The sequence below is a fragment of the Leifsonia sp. 10L418 genome (assembly GCF_056395445.1).
This window is the reverse complement of the sequence record NZ_JBFTJN010000001.1, coordinates 497,411-518,259: the sequence shown is the minus strand read 5'-3', so window position 1 is coordinate 518,259 and position 20,849 is coordinate 497,411. Positions and strand designations below refer to the sequence as shown.

General features: G+C 65.7%; 18 protein-coding genes and 1 tRNA gene. 16 read left to right on the top strand and 3 right to left on the bottom strand.

Going from position 1 to position 20,849, the window contains the following annotated elements; all coding sequences use genetic code 11:
- Window positions 1-39: 39 nt before the first annotated feature.
- The 3 genes from AC1DCF_RS02415 to eno all read left to right on the top strand — a co-directional run bounded on the left by AC1DCF_RS02415 (window position 40) and on the right by eno (window position 3,372).
- Window positions 40-573, top strand: a complete 534-nt coding sequence (locus tag AC1DCF_RS02415) for a ferritin (protein ID WP_441792628.1) — start codon at window positions 40-42, stop codon at window positions 571-573.
- A 113-nt stretch (window positions 574-686) separates the two neighbouring features.
- Complete coding sequence (gene hisS, locus AC1DCF_RS02410; protein WP_477209615.1) at window positions 687-2,000, top strand: histidine--tRNA ligase; 1,314 nt, start codon at window positions 687-689, stop codon at window positions 1,998-2,000.
- Window positions 2,001-2,091: 91 nt separating this feature from the next.
- Entirely contained in the window at window positions 2,092-3,372 is a 1,281-nt protein-coding gene (eno, locus tag AC1DCF_RS02405; RefSeq protein WP_441792626.1) for a phosphopyruvate hydratase, read from the top strand.
- Window positions 3,373-3,565: 193 nt separating this feature from the next.
- Here the strand turns inward: eno and AC1DCF_RS02400 are convergent, their stop codons facing one another.
- Window positions 3,566-4,093 (bottom strand): hypothetical protein, encoded by a 528-nt coding sequence (locus AC1DCF_RS02400; RefSeq protein ID WP_477209614.1) that lies wholly within the window; start codon window positions 4,091-4,093, stop codon window positions 3,566-3,568.
- Between the two features lie 116 nt (window positions 4,094-4,209).
- Between AC1DCF_RS02400 and AC1DCF_RS02395 the strand changes: the two genes are divergently transcribed.
- The 6 genes from AC1DCF_RS02395 to AC1DCF_RS02370 all read left to right on the top strand — a co-directional run bounded on the left by AC1DCF_RS02395 (window position 4,210) and on the right by AC1DCF_RS02370 (window position 8,829).
- Window positions 4,210-4,614 (top strand): hypothetical protein, encoded by a 405-nt coding sequence (locus AC1DCF_RS02395; protein WP_477209613.1) that lies wholly within the window; start codon window positions 4,210-4,212, stop codon window positions 4,612-4,614.
- Between the two features lie 163 nt (window positions 4,615-4,777).
- On the top strand, window positions 4,778-5,260 hold the full coding sequence (locus AC1DCF_RS02390; RefSeq protein ID WP_441792625.1) for an FtsB family cell division protein: 483 nt from the start codon (window positions 4,778-4,780) through the stop codon (window positions 5,258-5,260).
- Window positions 5,257-5,814 carry a DUF501 domain-containing protein gene (locus AC1DCF_RS02385; protein ID WP_477209612.1) on the top strand — a complete coding sequence of 186 codons (558 nt, stop codon included), beginning with the start codon at window positions 5,257-5,259 and terminating at the stop codon, window positions 5,812-5,814. Before AC1DCF_RS02390 ends, AC1DCF_RS02385 begins: the two co-directional genes overlap by 4 nt.
- Window positions 5,811-7,088, top strand: a complete 1,278-nt coding sequence (locus AC1DCF_RS02380) for a S8 family peptidase (protein ID WP_477209611.1) — start codon at window positions 5,811-5,813, stop codon at window positions 7,086-7,088. The genes AC1DCF_RS02385 and AC1DCF_RS02380 overlap by 4 nt, the downstream gene beginning before the upstream one ends.
- A 40-nt stretch (window positions 7,089-7,128) precedes the next feature.
- Entirely contained in the window at window positions 7,129-8,682 is a 1,554-nt protein-coding gene (locus AC1DCF_RS02375) for an NAD(P)/FAD-dependent oxidoreductase (protein ID WP_477209610.1), read from the top strand.
- Between the two features lie 70 nt (window positions 8,683-8,752).
- Window positions 8,753-8,829, top strand: a tRNA-Leu gene (locus AC1DCF_RS02370).
- Window positions 8,830-8,971: 142 nt separating this feature from the next.
- Here AC1DCF_RS02370 and AC1DCF_RS02365 read toward each other — a convergent pair.
- Window positions 8,972-11,347, bottom strand: coding sequence for a transketolase-like TK C-terminal-containing protein (locus tag AC1DCF_RS02365; RefSeq protein ID WP_477209609.1), 2,376 nt, complete (start codon window positions 11,345-11,347; stop codon window positions 8,972-8,974).
- A 253-nt stretch (window positions 11,348-11,600) separates the two neighbouring features.
- Between AC1DCF_RS02365 and AC1DCF_RS02360 the strand changes: the two genes are divergently transcribed.
- Genes AC1DCF_RS02360 through cls form a run of 3 tightly spaced genes read left to right on the top strand, consistent with a single transcriptional unit; the run spans window position 11,601 to window position 15,143 of the window.
- Entirely contained in the window at window positions 11,601-12,074 is a 474-nt protein-coding gene (locus tag AC1DCF_RS02360; RefSeq protein WP_477209608.1) for an Lrp/AsnC family transcriptional regulator, read from the top strand.
- A 54-nt stretch (window positions 12,075-12,128) separates the two neighbouring features.
- Window positions 12,129-13,682, top strand: coding sequence for an SLC13 family permease (locus AC1DCF_RS02355; RefSeq protein WP_477209607.1), 1,554 nt, complete (start codon window positions 12,129-12,131; stop codon window positions 13,680-13,682).
- Window positions 13,683-13,685: 3 nt separating this feature from the next.
- Entirely contained in the window at window positions 13,686-15,143 is a 1,458-nt protein-coding gene (gene cls / locus AC1DCF_RS02350) for a cardiolipin synthase (RefSeq protein ID WP_477209606.1), read from the top strand.
- A gap of 137 nt (window positions 15,144-15,280) precedes the next feature.
- On the opposite strand, the gene AC1DCF_RS02345 is transcribed toward cls, so the two are convergent.
- On the bottom strand, window positions 15,281-16,204 hold the full coding sequence (locus tag AC1DCF_RS02345; RefSeq protein WP_477209605.1) for a Ppx/GppA family phosphatase: 924 nt from the start codon (window positions 16,202-16,204) through the stop codon (window positions 15,281-15,283).
- Window positions 16,205-16,299: 95 nt separating this feature from the next.
- Here AC1DCF_RS02345 and AC1DCF_RS02340 point away from each other — a divergent pair, with 95 nt between their 5' ends.
- Genes AC1DCF_RS02340 through AC1DCF_RS02325 form a run of 4 tightly spaced genes read left to right on the top strand, consistent with a single transcriptional unit; the run spans window position 16,300 to window position 20,766 of the window.
- A complete protein-coding gene (locus AC1DCF_RS02340; RefSeq protein ID WP_477209604.1) occupies window positions 16,300-16,899 on the top strand; it encodes a TetR/AcrR family transcriptional regulator in 600 nt (199 codons plus the stop codon).
- Window positions 16,896-18,218, top strand: a complete 1,323-nt coding sequence (locus AC1DCF_RS02335) for an MFS transporter (protein WP_477209603.1) — start codon at window positions 16,896-16,898, stop codon at window positions 18,216-18,218. The genes AC1DCF_RS02340 and AC1DCF_RS02335 overlap by 4 nt, the downstream gene beginning before the upstream one ends.
- Window positions 18,215-19,456 carry an alanine racemase gene (locus AC1DCF_RS02330; protein ID WP_477209602.1) on the top strand — a complete coding sequence of 414 codons (1,242 nt, stop codon included), beginning with the start codon at window positions 18,215-18,217 and terminating at the stop codon, window positions 19,454-19,456. Before AC1DCF_RS02335 ends, AC1DCF_RS02330 begins: the two co-directional genes overlap by 4 nt.
- A complete protein-coding gene (locus tag AC1DCF_RS02325) occupies window positions 19,453-20,766 on the top strand; it encodes a D-arabinono-1,4-lactone oxidase (protein WP_477209601.1) in 1,314 nt (437 codons plus the stop codon). Before AC1DCF_RS02330 ends, AC1DCF_RS02325 begins: the two co-directional genes overlap by 4 nt.
- Window positions 20,767-20,849: the final 83 nt, after the last annotated feature.

Below are 20,849 nucleotides of genomic sequence, written 5' to 3'. Positions count from 1 at the left end.
ACCCTCGCGCCGACGCGCCGGGACCGGTACCGTCAGAGCATGAGTGAGACTTCTTTCAACGCGCTTCTGTCCAGTCAAATCGGCAACGAGTTTGCTGCGTCGCAGCAATACATCGCCATCGCGGTGTGGTTCGACAATCACGACATGCCGCAGCTTGCCGCGCATTTCTATCGCCAGTCGATCGAAGAGCGCAACCACGCGATGATGCTCGTGCAGTACCGCATCGACCGTGATCTGGGTGTCGAGATTCCGGGCATCCCCGCCGTGGTCAACGACTTCGCCAACATCGTCGAGCCGATCGCCCTGGCGCTGGCTCAGGAGAAGCAGGTCACGTCCCAGATCGAGGCCCTGTTTCGCGCAGCCCGTGCCGATGGCGACGCGCTCGGTGAGCAGGCCATGCTCTGGTTCCTCAAGGAGCAGGTCGAGGAGGTCGCCTCCATGTCGACCCTGCTGACCATCGCTCAGCGTGCCGGGGAGAACCTCTTCGACATTGAGAACTTCGTGGCCCGCGAAACCGTCGGCGACTCCGGTGTCGACTCCGACGCGCCGTCGGCGGCCGGCGGGGCGATCTAGCCCCTTCGCGCTCACAGCGGCCCCGATGCGCCCGGTCACCCGGTGCGCATCGGGGCCGACTCTGTGCGCAGGGCCTGGCCGAGAGGGCGCGGCCGACCTGACAGAATTGAGACATGGCAGCTTCTGTGACCCCGCCCCGCGGCATGCGCGATTTTCTTCCCCACGAAAAGTCAACTCGGGAGCACGCCCTCGGCGTGATCCGCTCGAGCTTCGCCGCACATGGGTTCGACGAGATCGAGACCCCGGTGATGGAGGACTCGGCTCGCCTGCACTCCGGCCTCGGCGGCGACAACGAGAAGCTCGCCTTCGCCGTGATGAAGCGTGGCCTGAGTGAAGCGGATGTCTCAGCCGCCGCCGAAAGCGGTGACCTGCTGTCGCTGGCCGACCTGGGCCTCCGCTTCGACTTGACGGTTCCGTTGGCGAGGTTTTATGCCACGCACCGGGCGAACCTGCCCACCGTGTTCCGTTCGATCCAGATCGCGCCGGTCTGGCGCGCGGAACGCCCGCAGAAGGGGCGCTACCGCCAGTTCATGCAATGCGACATCGACGTGATCGGCGAAGCCAGTGCGCTCGCCGAGATCGAGCTGATCAGCGCCACCTCGGCAGCGCTCGACGCGCTCGGACTCACCGGCTGCTCGATCCGCATCAACGACCGCCGCATCTTGAGCACCCTGCTCGGCACCTGGGGGATCGGCGCCGACCTGACCGAACGCGCCCTGATCACCATCGACAAGCTCGACAAGATCGGTGTCGACGGCGTCGTCACCGAGCTCCGTGGCCTCGGCATCACGACCGACGGCATCGCCGACGTGCTCGGCTCCATCGCTTCGGCCGGCTGGAATCTCACCACGAGCCCGGAGCAGGCGCCGACGTGGCTCGACGCGTCCGCCTACGCCGATCTGCTGGCGCTCCGCGCCGCACTGCCCGAGGTCGAGCTGGTCTTCGACCCCACCCTGGTGCGGGGCATGGGGTACTACACCGGCACCATTTTCGAGATCTCACACCCCGACCTGAGCTACTCCCTCGGCGGCGGCGGACGCTACGACGGCATGATCGGTCGATTCCTCGGCACCGACGTTCCCGCCTGCGGCTTCTCGATCGGATTCGAGCGCATCGTCGACCTGCTTGAAGCGGATGCCGCAGCGGCCGAAAACTCGGTCGTTCTACTGCACGACGCCGACGCCGATCCGGCACAGCTCGTGGCGGTCAAGCTCGCGCTCGTGGGCCAGGGCAAGCGGGTGCGGCTGACGCAGCGCACCAAGAACATCAAGGCGCTGCTGGCCCGCGCGGAGACCGACGGGTTCGGAAGCTTCGCATTCCTGCCGGCCGCGGCTGCCGCGAGTGACGCATCCGTTGAAGCTGCCGGCGACGGGTTCGACGCGGCCGGCATCGCTCGCTCGCTGGAATTCAAGCCGCTCGGCAGCTAGCTTTCGTGAGGCCCGCCCGGGTCTTCTAGACTGAACGCGGAATACACCGTCGTTTTCTCCAAATTATCCGCACCAAACACAGGAGATAGTTGTGGCTCTCATTGAGGCTGTAGTAGCTCGCGAAATTCTTGACTCCCGAGGCAATCCGACTGTTGAGGTCGAGGTTTTGCTTGAGGATGGCACGGTCAGCCGCGCCGCCGTTCCCTCCGGTGCGTCAACCGGTGCCTTCGAGGCGTACGAACTGCGCGATGGCGACAAGTCGCGTTACCTCGGCAAGGGCGTGCTCAAGGCCGTCGACGCCGTTCTCGACGAGCTCGGCCCGGCCGTCGAAGACCTCGACTCGACCGACCAGCGCATCGTCGACGCCGTTCTGATGGAAACCGACGGCACGACCAACAAGGAGCGCGTCGGCGCCAACGCCATCCTCGGCGTCAGCCTGGCCGTCGCCAAGGCCTCGGCCAAGTCCAGCGGCCTGCCGCTGTTCCGCTACCTCGGTGGCCCGAACGCACACACCCTGCCGGTTCCGCTGATGAACATCATCAACGGTGGCTCGCACGCCGACAACGATGTGGACATCCAGGAGTTCATGATCGTTCCGCTCGGTGCAGAGACCTACAGCGAAGCGCTTCGTTGGGGCGTCGAGACCTACCACGCCCTCAAGGGCCTGCTGCAGTCGAAGGGCCTCTCCACCGGCCTCGGCGACGAGGGCGGATTCGCTCCGAACCTGCCGAGCAACCGTGCGGCACTCGACCTCATCGTCGAAGCCATTCAGATCGCCGGCTACGTACCCGGCAAAGACATCGCTCTGGCTCTCGACTGTGCCGCCACCGAGTTCTACAAGGATGGCGCGTACCACTTCGAAGGCAAGGCGCTCACCGCGCAGGAGCTCGTCGCGTACTACGGCGAACTGGTCGACGCGTACCCGCTGGTCTCGATCGAAGACCCGCTGGAAGAAGAGGACTGGGACGGCTACGTTCACCTCACCGCCGAAATCGGCGACAAGGTGCAGATCGTCGGCGACGACCTGTTCGTGACCAACCCCGTGCGCCTGGCCAAGGGCCTCGAGCTCAAGGCCGGCAACTCCATCCTGATCAAGGTCAACCAGATCGGCACCCTGACCGAGACGCTGGATGCTGTCGCTCTCGCGCAGCGCGCCGGCTACACGGCCATCCTGTCGCACCGCTCCGGTGAGACCGAAGACACCACCATCGCCGACCTCGCCGTCGCCACGGACGCCGGTCAGATCAAGACCGGTGCGCCTGCCCGCAGCGAGCGCGTCGCTAAGTACAATCAGTTGCTGAGGATCGAAGAAGAGCTGGGTGAGGCAGCGGTCTACGCAGGCCGCTCCGCTTTCCCGCGTTTCAAGGCTTAGTTCTGTCGGGTCAAACGCCCCTGCTTTGTCAGGGGCGTTTGACCTTCATTATGTGACGCGGTGCATATGTCTTCCCATGCTCAGGACACATACGTGGTGGCTGTCGATATGCACAAAATAGGAGGTGGGGGAGTTGCTGAAGTTCTGGCTTCGCTTCTGGGGAGCTCTCGCGTCTCTCGCAGGTGTGGCTGGACTATGGTTTGCGGCGGATGCAGTTCATCTCCAAGGGGTTTTTTGGATACTCGTTGTCTGCGCCGCGGTCATCGCGATGATGGGAATCATCTGGCCGAAGGTAAGCAAGCTCCTTCTGATAGTCAGGAATCACCCTATAGTGCAGGCGCAATTGGGCGAGCTTGAAGCCGAGCTGTCGGCGTGCCGCGCTGAGATGGTCGCTGCCGATGCAAGAGCGCTTGCTGCCCGCGATGAAGGCATCGAGGAAGGCCGTGCTCAGGCGGTTGGATCCGTTTTGGCGACGATCTCTGGCCCCACCCAGATAAATTCGATTGCAGTCTATGAAGGAAACCTTGCGATGGTACTTTCTCTCAGCGAGCCTTTTGCGGAAGTCGGAGCGCGATTTCAAGTCAGCTTTACTGTCACTGGCCAAATCAAGGGAGTGATTGAGATTATTTCTGTTGAGCGTGATCGCGATCTCGCCTTTGCAATCTGCGTTGAGGCAACCTCGACCGGATTTTGGAGTGCCCTTACCGAACGTGTAGAGCATGACCCGCGTCCTCCTGCCGGAGTTGAACTTCGCGCATTGCGGCTTCCAGTGAGGGAAACCAGCAATCGCCGCGATCCATTCCGTACAGCAGATGAGCCACAGCCAGAGGAGTCCAGATGAGTAAGGACCACGTAATCGTCACAAATGCGAAGGTGGCAAATATTGTTGCCCCATCGCAGCTCGCAATCACAGCTGGGCGAGCTTCCGGAATTCAGAAGGGTGACGAGGCAATTGTCCGGCGCGTGATCGCAGTGACAGATCCTGACTCCGGAAAATCGCTTGGCGAAGTTGTATATGCGAAAGTATTGCTCGAGATCAATTTTGTTTCTGAAAAGTTTTCAGTTGGACGAGTCAAAGACACAGCACCTCGCTCGCAGCTAGGAGCGGATATCACTCGCATAGTTCAAACGAAGACCCTCACTTACGAGGAATCAGACGCTTCTCCAGCAGTCGTGTGGGTGTCGCCCGGGGACCAGGTAGTCGTGCGTCGTGCGATCGCGGAGGAAGTCGGCGAAGAATAACTCCAAACGAGAGTGGAATTCTGAATTTCACGATTGGAATTTCACGATTGGTAGGTGGTTGCTACGACGCGTCCGCAACCCGAAATCTCAATCACGCAGTACCGTAGCTTGATCAGTTTCCAAGTCAGCCAACCCGCGACGCGAACCAACGGAAGGAAGTGTCATGGCCCGCAGAGGCACTGACAAGAAATCCGTCGCGCTCGATGACCCGGTGACGCCGGCGGGCGGTTGGCTCCGCGGCATCCGTTCGTCGGGATTCTCGCTGGTCATGATGGCCATCCTGATCCTGGCCGTCGTTGTGCTGGCACCCAGTCTGCGCATCTACGCTGAGCAGCGTCAAGAAATTGACCGGCTGAGCGCCGCCGTCGCCGAACAGAAGGCGGCGGTCGACCAGCTGAAGACCGAGCGCGAGCGCTGGAATGACCGCACCTTCGTCACCACCCAGGCACGCGACCGGTTGTCCTATGTGCTTCCAGGAGATATCAATTTTCTGGTGATCAACGACCTTCCGCTGCCCGCAGCCGGTACCCCCGGTATTGCTCCGGTCAGCGCCGAAATACAAGACACGGATGTCGACTGGCTGGCGTCGGTTTTCGCCTCAGTCATGACCGCCGGTCTCGCCCCAGAGGAACCTTCACCCAAATGAGCCGTCCCCCCTTCGAGCCCTTCACCGCGCAGGACATCGACACCGTTTCCGCGCAGCTCGGCCGCCAGGCCCGCGACGTCGTCGGCATTGCCGCGCGTTGCGTCTGCGGAGCTCCGACCGTCGTCGCCACCGCGCCCCGCCTCGCCGACGGCACGCCGTTCCCGACCACCTACTACCTCTGCCACCCCGGTGCCACTGCAGCGATCTCGTTTCTCGAAGCGAACCAGGTGATGAACGAGTACAACCAGCTTCTCGCCGACGACGAAGAGGTGCGTGCTGCGTACGCTCGCGCCCACGAGAGCTTTCTCGCCGACCGCGCCCTGCTCGGTGACGTGCCGGAAATCGCCGGAATCTCTTCGGGTGGCATGCCGGAGCGGGTGAAGTGCCTGCACGCGCTGGCCGGGCACGCCTTGGCCGCCGGCCCCGGTGTCAACCCGATCGGCGACCTCGCGCTCGCCCGGGCCGCCTGGAGCCCCGACGTCTGCGTCTGCATTGACTACAGCGCCGGCGACGACGCATCGAACGCCTCCGCCACGGACACCACGACCGCATGAGACGGCCGGGGCGCCGACTCGGCGCGGCGCTGACCCTGGGACTGGCCTCTGTGCTGGCCATGGGCAGCGTCGTCGTCGACGCGCACCCCGCCCACGCCGACCAGGTGCGCGACCTGCAGTACTGGCTGAACGACTACGGCTTCACCCAGGCGTGGAAAACCACCAAGGGCAAGGGCATTACCATCGCCGTCATCGACACCGGTGTCGATGCCAGCGTGCCCGAGCTCGCCGGGGTGGTCGTCGGTGGCACGGATGTCTCCGGCATCGGCTCGTCCAATGGTCAGACTCCCGTCGGTGAAGGAAGTGAGCACGGCACCCTCGTGTCGTCGCTCCTCGCCGGACGCGGCACCGGGCCCGGTGCCGGCGTGATCGGTGTGGCCCCTGAGGCCTCGATTTTGGCCGTGTCCGTCGCGTTCGGCGCCACCTCCTCACCCGTGAGCAACGACGACCAAATCGCCGAGGCCATCCGCTGGGCTGTCGACAACGGCGCCAGCGTGATCAACATGTCGCTCACCCGCAACACGCTCGACTGGCCGGAAAGCTGGGACGACGCATTTCTCTACGCTTTTGAACACGATGTGGTCGTCGTCGCCGCGGCCGGAAACCGGGGGAGTGGCACGACGGAAGTCGGAGCCCCCGCGACAATTCCGGGCGTGCTCACGGTGGCCGGTGTCGACCGCACCAAGAAGGCAAGTTTCGACGCGTCGTCGCAGGGCATCACGATCTCCGTCGCCGCTCCGAGTGAGAAGCTGGTCGGAGTGGTGCCGGGTGGCGGTCACGTTCAGTGGGACGGCACGAGTGCCGCGGCGCCCATCGTCACCGGGCTCGTCGCCCTCGTGCGGGCGGCCTATCCAAAGCTGGATGCAGCCGGCGTGATGGACCGGGTGATCGCGACGGCCAACGCGAACGGGCACGAAGTGCCGAGCCCGATCTACGGAAACGGCCTGATCAACGCTGCCGCGGCGGTGACCGCGAAGGTGCCGGATTCCACGTCGGAAACGCCGACCGAACTGCTCAAGGCCTGGATTCATCTGCACCGCAGGGTCAATTCGGTGGCCGAGCCGGAGCCGGACCCGAGCCTCGAAACGCCGATTCCGGCCATCGCCGACCCGGTACCGCCCGGCCCCGATCTGTCGGCCGCCTGGCTCCCGAATCCGCTCACACTGACGTATGTGACGGTGCCGCTCGCCGTGCTTGCAGGGTTTGGTATCCTAGTGATGCTGTTCGCCATTGGGGTCGCACGGTATTTCAAGCGAATTCGGCGCAAGTCGTAGAATCTCGCGTATCCGTAATCATGTAGGAGGCCTTTTCATCGTGCCCAAAATTCTCATCGTCGGTGGTGGCTACGCCGGTTTCTACACCGCCTGGAAGCTTGAGAAGTGGTTGCGGTCCGGAGAAGCAGAGGTCACCGTTGTTGACCCACTTCCGTACATGACCTACCAGCCGTTCCTTCCCGAGGTTGCTGCAGCCTCGATCGAGGCTCGCCACGCTGTCGTCGCACACCGTCGCCACCTCAAGAAGACCAACATCATCACGGCCAAGGTCACGAATGTGAACCACGCCGAGAAGACGGCAACGATCACGCCGCCGACCGGTGAGCCGTACGAATTCAAGTACGACATCGTCGTGGTCACCGCCGGTGCCGTGTCGCGCACGTTCCCGATCCCGGGTGTCGCCGACCAGGCCATCGGCCTCAAGACGATTGAAGAAGCCGTCGCCATCCGCGACCGCGTTCTGACCAACTTCGACAAGGCCTCCCAGCTTCCGGCCGGCCCCGAGCGCACCCGTCTGCTCACCTTCGTGGTCGTCGGCGGCGGCTTCGCCGGCATCGAGGTCTTCGCCGAACTGCGTTCGTTCGCCAGCAGCCTGCTGAAGAACTACCCGCAGATCACCTTCGAAGAGACTCATTTCCACCTCATCGAGGCCATGGGTCGCATCATGCCCGAGGTGTCGCTCGAGACCAGCAAGTGGGTCATCAAGAACCTCGACCAGCGCGGCGCGACCATCCACCTCGACACGCAGCTTACGAGCGCTGTCGACGGCAAGATCGAGCTGTCGACCGGTGAGACCTTCGACACCGACCTGATCGTCTGGACTGCCGGCGTCATGGCGAACCCGACGATCGTGCGCAACACCGACCTTCCGATCGAAGAGCGCGGACGTCTCCGTGTTCGCGCCGACCTGCGCGTGGGCACCGAAGACGACATCGTCGTCGACGCCTGGGGCGCCGGCGACATCACGGCTGTTCCCGACCTCAGCGGTGGCGGAGTGGGCGGCAACTGCGTACCGAACGCTCAGCACGCAGTGCGCCAGGGCAAGCTGCTCGCGAAGAACATCGTCGCCGTGCTGCGTGGCGAGGGTCCGAAGGATTACTTCCACAAGAACATGGGCGCCGTCGCCGGCCTCGGCGTGGGCACCGGTGTGTTCCAGTCGGGAAACTTCGCCATCAAGGGCTTCTTCGCCTGGGTTGCACACCGTGGCTACCACGGCCTCGCCATGCCGAGCTGGGAGCGCAAGTTCCGCGTTGTCGGCGACTGGATCGGCGACCTGTTCCTCGGTCGCGACATCGTGTCGATCGCCGCGCTGGAGACCCCGCGCGCTGTCTTCGAAGAGTTCGCCTCACGCCCGAAGCCGCCGGCTGTAGCCGCTCCGGCTCCGGCGCCAGCCGCTGAGATTGCTGCTCCGGCGAAGGCGCCGCGTGCACCGCGTGCGCCGCGCAAGACGGCCGTCACGGGCACGGAGACCACTGTTGCTGAGCCGAAGGCTGCCGCGACGAAGGCTGCTCCGAAGGCTGCCGCGTCGAAGGCTCCTGCGTCGAAGGCTGCTGCTGACTCGGCAAAGACTGCAGAGGCCGTCGCCGCGAAGTAACACCCCGCGGATGCTGCAGCCCGCTGCAGCATCCGCATCTACGCTTGAAGCGTCCGAGACTCTCGGGCGCGCCCCCGTAGCCCAATTGGCAGAGGCAGACGACTTAAAATCGTCACAGTCTGGGTTCGAACCCCAGCGGGGGCACCACTTCATCACGCTTTTGCAGAGCCTCGTACCTCGCGCCCGCCGTGGTCATACCCTTCGTACCTCGCCGAACTGTGAGTTTGTGTGGGTCTCAGGGCGATTTTCGCGCACAAGCTCACAGTTCGACGACGAGGGCTCTGTGCGGCTAGGACCGCACGTCGAGCGCCGCCCGCACGATGGCGTCGGCGTCGATGCCGTGATAGCGGTAGACCGACTCCAGGTCGCCCGCCTGGCCGAAGCGGGAGACGCCGAGGTTGCGGCTGGCCACCCGGTTGATGCCGCTGAGGAACGACAGCGTGTGCGGATGCCCGTCGAGCACCGTCACCATGGGCACCGCGCGCTCGCTGGGGAAGACCTGGTCGAGAATCCACGACGGCGCATCCCCTTGACCCTGCCGCGCCTGCACGGCCTCGAACAGCAGGCCGGGGCTTGTGATGCAGATCACCTCGACGCGCACTCCCTGGCCGGTCAGACGTTCGGCCGCAGCCAGCGCCTCCGGCACCATCGCACCCATCGTCACGATCGACAGTTCCGGCGATTCGATGGCACGCAGCACGTAGGCCCCGGCGACGACCTGCCGACGACGCCGTTCGCGCGCGGCCGGATCGGCGGGAATCTGCGCCAGCTTCTGATCCACCGGACGGGTGGACAAGCGCAGGTAGGCCGACTTGCCGCCTGGGCGGCCGAGCTGACCCATCGAAGCGAGCAGGGCCCACTCCGTGTCGACGACGAACGCCGGCTCGTAGCTGATGCACTCCGGCTGCTCGAGACCGATCGACGGGGTCTTGATCGACTGGTGCGCCCCGCCCTCTGAGGCGAGGGTGACGCCCGACGGCGTGCCGACCAGGATCGACTGCCCGCCCGCGTACATGCCGAACGACCACGGTTCCAGCGCGCGTTCGACGAAGGGGTCGTAGATCGTGCCGATCGGGAACAGGGTCTCGCCCCAGCGACTCCAGGTCGAACCGAGCTCGCTGATCAGTCCGACGAGGTTGACCTCGGCGATGCCGAGCTCGATGTGCTGACCGGATGGCCGCTGCCGCCAGTGCATGATCGTCTCGGCGTCGTCGTCGAACCAGTCGTGGCGCTCCTCGGTCGACCAGACGCCGACCTTGTTGATCCAGCCGGCGAGGTTGGTGCTCGAGCTGACGTCGGGGCTGACCGTGACCACGCGACGCGCGGCGTCCGGTGCCACCCGGGTGAGGTCGAGCAGGGCGCGGCCGAGCGCGGCCTGTGTGGTTCCGGTGCCGGTCGGGGTGTGGCCGAGGTCGTTCGGAACCGCCGGCGGGGTCGCCACCGGAACGGCCGCGCGGGCGAGACGAGCCGCGGCAGCACTGCACACCTGTCCGGCGTTCGTGCCGATGTCGAACCGTGACCAGGGGGCATCCGCCCGCTCGCCCATCGACGCGGCGAGCTGCTCGTACTGCTCGACTGTCAGGAGCGACGAGTGGTTCTGCGGGTGGCCCTCGATGGGCAGGCCATGGCCCTTCACCGTGTAGGCCAGGATGACCGTCGGCCGGGTGTCGTCGATCTCGGCGTACGCGGCGCGGAGGGCGTCGAGATCGTGGCCACCGAGGTTGCGGATGGCGGCGAGCAGCGTGGCGTCGTCGACCTCGGCAATAAGGGCTGCGATCAGCTGGCCGTCGTCGCCGACCCCGGGGAGGCGCAAGCGCAGCTCGTCGGCGTTACAGCGCAGGAGACGCTGGTATTCGGGGTTCTGCATGTCGACGATCCGGCGGCGCAGGGCGTCGCCGCCCGCCCGGTTCATCAAGCTTTCGAGCAATCGACCGAACCGCACGGTGATGACCTGCCAGCCCGCCGCGTCGAAAAGCTTCTCGATCTTGCCGGCCGCGATGTTCGGCACGACGCGGTCGAGCGACTGACGGTTGAGGTCGACAATCCAGACGACCTCGCCGAGGTCCTGCACGGCCGAGTCGAGCACGGCCTCCCAGATGGCGCCCTCGTCGAGCTCCGCATCGCCGAGCAGCGAATACTGACGCCCCCGGCTCGGCACCCCGGTCAGCGTCTCGGTGTAGCGGCGCGACATCGCGCCCCAGAGCGGTGCGGTCGCGCCGATGCCGACGGAACCCGTCGAGTAGTCGGCCGGGTCGGGATCCTTCGACCGGCTCGGGTAGCTCTGCAGCCCGCCGAACTCGCGCAGGGTCGTGAGGTATTTCTCGTCGAGCGTGCCGAGCAGGTAGTTGATCGCATGCAGCACGGGGGAGGCGTGCGGCTTGACCGAGACGCGGTCCTCGGCACGCAACTGCTCGAACCAGAGCGAGGTCATGATCGTCGCCAGCGACGCGCTCGACGCCTGGTGGCCGCCGACCTTCACTCCCGAGGTGTTCGGGCGCACCCGGTTGGCGTGGTGCACGATCGAGGTGGCGAGCCAGAGCACGCGCTGTTCGATCTCGCGAAGCGTCACGACGAGGTCGGCGGATGCCGGGGTGGCGGTCGACTGCGCGACGTGGGTGGCCAGGGCATCCGCGGCGGCCGGGGTTACCGAGAGTGAATCAAACATGAGTGTCCTTCGCGCGAGAGGGGATGCGTGCCGCAGCGCGGGAACGACTGGTCGTGTTCCGCAGCTCTGCGATGCCTCTCTTGTGAAGAAGGACGCTCGGCACGCTGCCGCGACAGGGTTTCTAAATCGGTCGGCAATTTATGCAGTGCTTGCAGATATCTGAACAGCAGCGGCCGGGATGCGCAATACGCGCTCGCCAAACTGCGCATAATGGTCAGATGGGGCCATGAGGGACCCGAGAATGGTGAGCACTATGGAGACTTCGCGTACCGCCGACTCGATCGATGCGGCCCTGCTCAAAGCCCTCGTCGCGAATCCCGATGCCACGAACCTCGCGATCTCCGAGTCGACCGGGCTCGCCCGCAACACCGTGCGTGCTCGCCTGGCCCGGTACTCCGCCGAGAAGGCGCTGCGCTCCTTCGAGCGGAGGATCGACCCGGCATTCCTCGGCTATCCGTTGCGCGCATTCATCGTCACAACGGTGAAGCAACGGAAGCTCGGCGCCGTCGCGTCCACGCTCGCCGACGTGCCGGAGGTGCTGCAGGTGCACGGCCTGTCCGGGGTGGCCGATCTGCTCGTTCACGTGGTCGCGCGCGACGCCGACGATCTCTATCGCATTGCCGGACGCATCCTGGCCATTGACGGCGTCAAACGCACCTCGACCGGTCTGGTGATGGGCGAACTCGTCGAGTACCGAGTCGCGCAGCTGATCGGCACCAACCCATAAGACACGGGCGACGGGGATCGGCCCGGAGCCCCGGAGCGTGTAGCCTCAGGGGCTGTGAACGACATCGTGATTACCCTGACCGTGCTTCTGGTGGCGGTGGTCGTTTTCGTGTGGAACAAGCTCCCCGTCGGCGTGGTCGCCATCGGCGTCGCACTGGTGCTCTACGCCACCGGCGTTTTGTCTTTCGAACAGGCGCTTGCCGGATTCGGCGACCCGGTCGTCGTCTTCATCGCCGCACTCTTCGTCGTCAGTGAGGGCCTGGACGCCACGGGCGTGACGACGTGGGCCGGCTCCCAACTCATCGATAAGGCCGGCACCAGCCGGCGCCGCATCATCACCTTCATCATGATCCTCGTCGCGATCGTCGCCGCCTTGATCAGCGTCAACGGCGCCGTCGCCGCCCTGCTGCCGATGGTCGTGGTGATGGCGATCCGCACCTCGCAGTCGCCGTCACAGCTGCTGATGCCCCTCGCATTCGGCGCCCATGCCGGATCCCTGTTGGTGATGACAGGCACCCCGGTCAACGTTCTCGTCTCCGAACTCGCCGTCAACGCCGGTGCGCGGCCGATCGGCTTCTTCGAGTTCGGGCTGGTCGGCATCCCGCTCGTTCTCGGCACGATGCTCATCGTCGTGTTCCTCGGCCCGAAGCTGCTTCCGAAGCGCAGCGCCGACTTCATGCCCCGCGACCTAAGCGATCACGCTCGCGTGCTCGCCCACCAGTACTCGCTTCCGCCCGAGGACCTGATCAGCAAGCGCTACGGTCTGACCGAGGTCGTCATCCCGCCCCGTTCTGAGTTCGTCGGCGACCGGGCGTTTCCCGGCATGGTCACCGCGAGCGGCGACCTGGTGATCGTCGCCATCCAGCGTTCAGGCGAAGACCTCGGCGAGACCCAGCTCGCCGAGGGTGATGTTCTGCTTCTCCGCGGCCCCTGGGATGCCCTCGACGTGAACACGACCGACCCCAACGTCGTGGTGATCGACGCGCCTCAGACGGTGCGCCGCCAGGCCGTTCCGATGGGCCCTCGCGCCAAGTCGGCACTCGTCGTGCTCGCCGGAATGGTCATTCTTCTCGCCACCGGGCTCGTGCCGCCCGCCGTCGCCGCGCTGCTCGCCGCCTGCGCGATGGTGCTGCTGCGGGTGCTGAGCGTGCAGCAGGCGCACCGTTCGATCTCCTGGACCACCCTGCTGCTCGTCGGCGGCATGATCCCGCTGTCCACGGCCATCCAGTCGAGCGGTTTGGCCGACCTGCTCGCCAACGGCCTGGTCGACGTGGTGGGTGCGTCGAGCCCCTACCTCCTCATTCTCGGCATCGCCGGGGTGACCCTGGTGCTCGGCCAGCTGATCAGCAACATGGCCACCGCCCTCATCGTGGCGCCGATCGCGGTCGCCATCTCGGTGGAAACCGGGATCTCGCTGATGCCGCTGCTGATGGCCGTTGCTGTGGCAGGCGCCGCATCCTTCCTCACCCCGGTGGCGACACCGGCGAACACCATGGTGATGGGGCCGGGCGGCTATCGTTTCGGCGACTACTGGAAACTGGGGCTGCCGCTGATGGCCCTGTTCCTGCTCGTCGCCGTGTTTCTCGTGCCATTCATCTGGCCGTTCTAACGCATGAACGACACTTTCGACCTCGTCACATACCTCCTGCTCGCACTGCACGTTGTCATCATCTTCGTCGCGGCAGTCTTCATCTCAGCGAACCGACGGCCGTCGACCGCCATCGCCTGGATCCTCGCCATCATCTTCATTCCCTTCGTCGGCGCAGCCGTCTTCCTGCTGATCGGGCTGAACAAGCTGCCCAAGCACCGCCGTGACAAGCAGCGCGAGGTGAACGAGCTCATGCTCGCGCGCACCCAGGGCCTCGAGCTGGTCAGCCACGGCGACGACTGGCCCGACTGGCTGCGCTCCGCGGTGCGCCTGAATCAGAAGCTCGGCGCGCTCCCGATGCTCGGCGGCAACACCGCAGAGCTCATCGACGACTACCAGGGCTCCTTCGACGCGATGAGTCGCGAGATCGACGGCGCGACCCGCTTCGTGCACGTCGAGTTCTATGTGCTCGTGCGCGACGCATCCACCGCCGGTTTCTTCGACGCCCTCGCCCGGGCCGCAGCCCGCGGCGTCACCGTGCGGGTGCTCTCCGACCACCTGTCCGGCTTGATGTATCCCAACCGAAAAGAGACCCAGAAGTTTCTGGCGGATGCCGGAATCGAGTGGTACGCGATGCTTCCGTTGCGACCGCTCCGCGGGCAGTGGCAACGGCCGGATCTGCGCAACCACCGCAAACTCGTCGTCGTCGACGGCCGCGCCGGGTTCACCGGCTCGCAGAACCTGATCGACTCGACCTACCTGAAGAAGAAGAACATCGCCCGCGGGCTGCACTGGCATGAGCTGATGGTGCGGGTCGAAGGGCCGGTCGTGCGGGAGCTCGACGCCGTCTTCGTCACCGATTGGTACAGCGAATCGGGCGTGCTCCTGCCGCTCGACACCAGCCCGGTCGTGCTGGGCGATAGTCCCGCACTGCTCGACGCGCAGGTGTTGCCGAGCGGCCCCAGCTTTGACAACGACAACAACCTCAAGCTCTACGCGATGATGATCCACAATGCGAAAACCCGGGTCAGCATCACCAGCCCGTACTTCGTCCCCGAGGAGTCGACGCTTCTGGCGATCGTGACGGCGGCGAACCGCGGCGTGGATGTCGAACTGTTCGTCTCGGAGATCGGTGACCAGGCGTTGGTCTACCACGCCCAGCGCTCCTACTATCAGGCCTTGCTCGATGCCGGGGTGAAGATCTACCTCTACCGGGCCCCGACCGTGCTGCACTCGAAGCATTTCACCGTTGACGATGACGTCGCGGTCGTCGGGTCCAGCAACATGGACATCCGCTCATTCAGCCTCAACATGGAGGTCTCGGTGCTCGTGCACGGTCGCGACTTCGTCGACCGGATGCGAGTGGTCGAGAACAGCTACCGGGCCAACAGCCGACTGCTTGACCCCGTTGCCTGGGAGCAGCGCTCGGTCGCCGGGAAGATCGGTGACAGTCTCGCGCGGCTGACGTCGGCGTTGCAGTAGACCTTCGTTGGTCGAGCTTGTCGAGACCTCGCGAGCCGATCTCGAGACCGGGTCACCGGATCTCGACAGGCTCGATCACCGGTTCGGCTCGATCACCGGTTCGGCTTGATCGCCGGTTCGGCTTGATCGCCGGTCGCTCAGAGCCGGTCGAGGTACCGCAGGATGATGCCCTCACGCAACGCCCAGGGCGACACCTCGAGCGCGGTCGCGTCGAAGGCGGCCATCGCCTCGCCGAGCACGATTCCGCCTGCCACGATCTGAAAGGTGCGATCGGCCGTGATGCCGGGCAGAGCCGGACGGGCGTCGGCGGGAATCCGGGCCAGACGCGGCACCCAGTCATTGAGCTGTGAGCGGCGCAGCAGGATGCGATCGAGCGAGCCGACTCCATCCTGGGTCGAACCGGCGAGCCGCGCCAGCGACCGGATCGTTTTCGACGAACCGACGATGTGATGTGGCTCCGGCTGGCCGGCGAACGCGCTGACGGCGTCCGTCAGCACCTGGGCGGCGTGCTCACGAAGCGCGGTCACCTCTTCGGGCAGGGGAGGGTCGTTGTGCAAGAAGCCGACGGTCGAACGGCCGGCACCGAGCGGAAGTGACACCGCCACGTCGGGAATCTCGTTCGCGCCGCTGGCGATCTCCAGCGAGCCACCGCCGATGTCGAAGAGCAGGATGTTACCGGCCGACCAGCCGTACCAGCGCCGAACGGCCAGGAAGGTGAGTCTCGACTCGTCTTCACCCGACAGAACCTGCAGGGCGACGCCGGTCTCGCGTTCCACCCGCGCCAGCAACTCGGGACCGTTCGTCGCGTCACGCAGCGCCGAGGTCGCGAACGGGAGAAGCTCGTCGATGTTGTGCTGTTTGGCGACATTCGCCGCATTCTGCACGGCGGCGATAATGGCCAGCACGCCTTCTTCGGTGATGGCGCCGTCGGGGGTGAGATAGCGCATCAAGCGCAGCACCGCCTTGTCGGACACCTGCGGCAACGGCACGGCGCCCTCATGAGCATCGACCACCAAAAGGTGAACGGTGTTGGATCCGACGTCGAGAACTCCTAAGCGCACGGTACGACGATAGTGCCGGATGGGCGGTTCATGGTGCATACTTGCGACTGGGTCATTTGACCCACTTCTTACCCGTCGGAGTGTGAGGGGGCCTCGTGCCACGCATCCCTACTGCTGAGCGCCGAGATGCGCTGATTCAGGCGGCGCTGCGCGTCGTTGCCCAGCGCGGCGTCACCGCTGCGACCACCCGCGCCATCGTGGCCGAGGCGGGAATGTCGCTCGCCAGTTTCCACTACGCGTTCGCGTCACACGACGAGCTCATGGCCGAACTGATCCGCGAGGTCGTCAGGCAAGAAGAGCAGTCCGTCGCCTTGCCAGAGACCCCGGCGGGAGCGACAGTGCGCGATGTACTGCGCGCCGGAATCCAGAGCTACCTCGATTCGATGCACGCCGACCCGCAGCGCGAGAAGGCCATGTTCGAGCTGACGCACTATGCGTTGCGCACCCCGGCGGGGGAGCACCTCGCCCGCATGCAGTACGAGCACTACTACGCCCTTGCATCGACGGCACTCGCTGCCGGCGCTGAGGCGACAAACGTGGTCTGGGATCGACCGGTCGAGGAGGTGGCGCGCATCCTCATTGCGCTCACCGACGGGCTGACCCTGGCCTGGTTGGTGAATCGGGATGACGCAGCCGCGGCATCCATCATGGATTTTGCGGCGGATGCCGTCGCAGGATTGGCGAGGCCGGCATGAGCAACAGCGACAGCATGGGTACCAGTCAGCACTCCGGCTCCGGCCACGGCACGCACGGCTCCGGTCATGACACAGCCCTCGTCGGCGTCTTCGCCGAACCGACCCGGCGCGTGCCGGGCCGCTGGATCGCCGCCTTCGCGACGGCCTGGCTCGGCATCTGGATGGCCCAGCTCACGCCGGTGCAGCTGCTGCTGCCCGCGCAGATCGATAAACAACTGCATCCCGAAAACTGGGTCGACAGCGTTGTCGCCTTCGGCATCATCTCGGGCATCGCGGGTCTCTGCGCGATCGTCGCCTATCCGCTGACCGGAGCCCTCTCCGACCGCACCACCTCGCGATTCGGCCGCCGCCGGCCGTGGATCGCGGGCGGATCCGTGCTGTTCGCGGCGGCGCTGCTGCTGCTCGGCGTGCAGCAGAGCCTGGTCGGGATCGGCGTGTTCTGGGCGCTCGCCCTCACCGGCTTCTGCGTGTTGACCGCGGCCCTGACCGCCACCATCTCCGACCAGGTTCCAGTGAACCAGCGCGGCTACGTGTCGGGGTGGCTATCCGCGCCGCAAGCCGTCGGCATCATCTTGGGGCTGTTGCTCGTGACCATGCTGTTCACCGGTACCTTCGCCGGCTACGCGGTCGTCGCCATCCTGCTGCTGCTCCTGGTCGTTCCGTTCCTGTTCCTGCCCGACGCAGTGCTGACCCCCGAGCAGCGCGAACCGATGACGCGTCGCGCCATCATCGAGAGCCTGTGGATCAGCCCGCGGGAGCACCCTGACTTCGGCTGGACGCTGCTCAGCCGGGTGCTGGTGAACTTCGGCAACGCCCTCGGCACCACCCTGCTGTTGTATTTTTTGATGTTCGGTCTGAACGACAAGAACGCCGAAGACGACTTGATCCTGCTCACCTTGATCTACATGGTGTTCGTGATCATCGCGTCGATCTTTCTCGGCCAGCTCAGCGACAAACTCGGTCGCCGCAAGGTGTTCGTCTTTGTGGCATCCGCTTTGCAGGGCGTCGCGGCGCTCATGCTGGCGTTCATTCCCGACTTGACCGCCGCCATGGTCGCGGCGGGGCTGCTGGGCCTCGGCTACGGATGCTTCCTCTCGGTCGACCAGGCGCTCGCCACCCAGGTGCTGCCCGACCCGGCCTCGCGCGGCAAGGATCTCGGGATCATGAACATCGCCACCGCCGTTCCGCAGGCCGTCGCGCCATTGCTCGGCGCGGCCGCCGTTGCCGCACTCGGCGGATTCTTCGGATTGTTCATCCTGTCGGGGGTCTTCGCATTCGCGGGTGCCCTGGCCGTAGCGAAAGTGAAGTCGGTGCGATGACCGTGACCGTGGACCTCTCCCAACGCGCGGCATCGGCCCCCTGGCTTGCCCCGGCCCGGTACTGGCCCGAGCTGACGGCTGCGACCGCGCACCTCGACGCCCCGGTCGCGGCCATCCATCTCGACGCGCTGCGGCACAACAGCCACGACATGCTGGCGCGGGCGCAGGGCACCCCGATCCGGGTCGCCACCAAGTCGATCCGGGTGCGCAGCGTGATCGAGGCGATCCTGGCCACGCCCGGCTATCAGGGCGTGCTCGCCTATACGCTCGCCGAAGCGCTCTGGCTCTCCGACACCGTCGACGACATCGTGGTCGGCTACCCGACCGCCGACCGCGCGGCGATTGAACGCCTCGGTCGCTCGGCGCAGTACGCGGCGAAGGTCACCGTGATGGTCGATTCGATTGCGCAGCTCGACTTCATCGACTCCGTGATCGCACCGGACCAGCGCGAGACGATCCGGGTCTGCCTCGAGCTTGACTCCTCATGGGATGCCCCGGTGCTCGGTCACCTCGGCGTCTGGCGTTCGCCGGTGCACACGGCGAAAGCAGCCCATGCCCTGGCCATCGCCATCGTCTCCCGTCCGGGTTTCGCCCTCGTCGGAATGATGGGCTACGAGGCCCAGATCGCCGGAGTCGGCGACAAGCCGGCCGGTAAGCCGGTCGGCGGCCGGATCAACAGTTGGATGCGCAAGCAGTCAATCCCCGAGCTCGCCGAGCGTCGCGCGGCGGCCGTCGCCGCGGTGCGCCTCGTCGCCGACCTCGAGTTCGTCAACGGCGGCGGAACCGGGTCACTGGAGAGCACCCACGACGACACGTCGGTGACCGACATCGCCGCCGGTAGCGGTTTCTTCGGCGGACACCTCTTCGACAACTACTCCGGCTTCCAGCCCGCACCTGCCGCGGCATTCGCGCTCTCGGTCGTGCGGAAGCCCACCCCGGAGATGGCGACACTTCTCGGCGGCGGCTGGATCGCATCCGGCCCGCCCGGCGTCGACCGGATGCCGCGCATCGTCTGGCCGGAACGGCTGCAGATGGTGCCCCGCGAGATGGCGGGCGAGGTGCAATCCCCGTTGACCGGGCCCGATGCCGCGCGGCTGGCGGTCGGCGACCGCGTCTGGTTGCGTCACACCAAATCCGGCGAACTCAGCGAGCACGTCAACGAGTTCGCGCTGGTCGACAACGGCACCGTCGTCGACATGATCCCCACTTATCGAGGCGAAGGAAAGGCATTTCTATGACGGCGAGCGGAGCTGTGTGGCACAACTGGGCACGCACCGAGAAGGTGCGCCCGAAACGTGTCGAACGGCCCACGAGCGCTGAGGCGGTACAACGCGCCGTCATCGCCGCCGGCAAGGCAGGAATGCGGATCAAAGCGGTCGGCGCCGGGCACAGCTTCACCGGCATTGCCGTGGCAACCGGCGTGCAACTCGACCTGAACGACATCAGCGGCGTCATCGCCGTCGACGAAGCGGCCGGACGAGTGACCCTGGCGGCCGGAACCCGTCTGCATCAGCTGCCCGCGCTGCTCGCCCCCTATGGGCTGGCTCTGGCGAACATGGGCGACATCGACCGGCAGAGCATCTCGGGCGCCACCTCCACCGGCACGCACGGCACCGGGGGAGCATTCGGCGGCCTGGCCACCCAGATCGTCGCCCTCACCCTCATCACCGGCGACGGCAGCGTGCTGCATGTGAGCGAAACCGAAAATTCCGAGCTGCTGCCCGCGGCCCGTCTCGGACTCGGCGCCCTCGGCATCCTCGTCGACGTGACCATTCAATGCGTACCGGCTTTCCTGCTTCACGCTGTCGAAATCGCCGAGCCGCTCGACGCGGTGATCGACGGCTTTCTCGAACGCTCGGCCGCCGTCGACCACTTCGAGTTCTACTGGTTTCCGCACACCCAGACCGCGCTGACGAAAACCAACACCCGGCTCCCCACGGATGCCGCCCGCGCACCGCTGCCTCGGTTCGGGCGGTGGGTCGATGACGAGCTGCTCGCCAACGGGCTGTACCGGGTGACCTGCGGGCTTGGCGCCGCGATCCCGCCGCTGGTGCCGAGCTTCAGCCGGATGGCCGAGAAGGTCTCGGGCCGCCGCGACTTCACCGATCTGTCACCGAGCGTGTTCGTGACCAACCGCACCGTGAGGTTTCGGGAGATGGAATACGCGATCCCGCTCGAGGCGGTGCCCGACGCCCTGCGCGAGGTGCGTGCGCTGATTGAGAAGCGTGGCTGGAAGATCTCCTTCCCGATCGAGGTGCGCTCCGCCGCTGCCGACGACCTCTGGATGTCGACCGCGGGCGGCCGGGCCACCGGCTACATCGCCGTGCACCGGTATTTTCGGGAGAACCCCACCGAGTACTTCATGGCGGTCGAGGCGATCATGCGTGGCCACGGCGGGCGCCCGCACTGGGGCAAGATGCACTTTCAAAACGCGGAGTCGTTGCGCACCGTGTACCCGCATTTCGACGAGTTCGTCGCGGTGCGCAACCGGCTCGACCCGGAACGCCGCTTCACCAATGTCTATCTCGACAGAGTGCTCGGACGATAAATCGGACGATAAGCAGAACGGCAGATCTCGCCGACGGCCTCGATTGTTGCCCGTCTTCTCGTCATAGTGGTTCTAACTGAGAT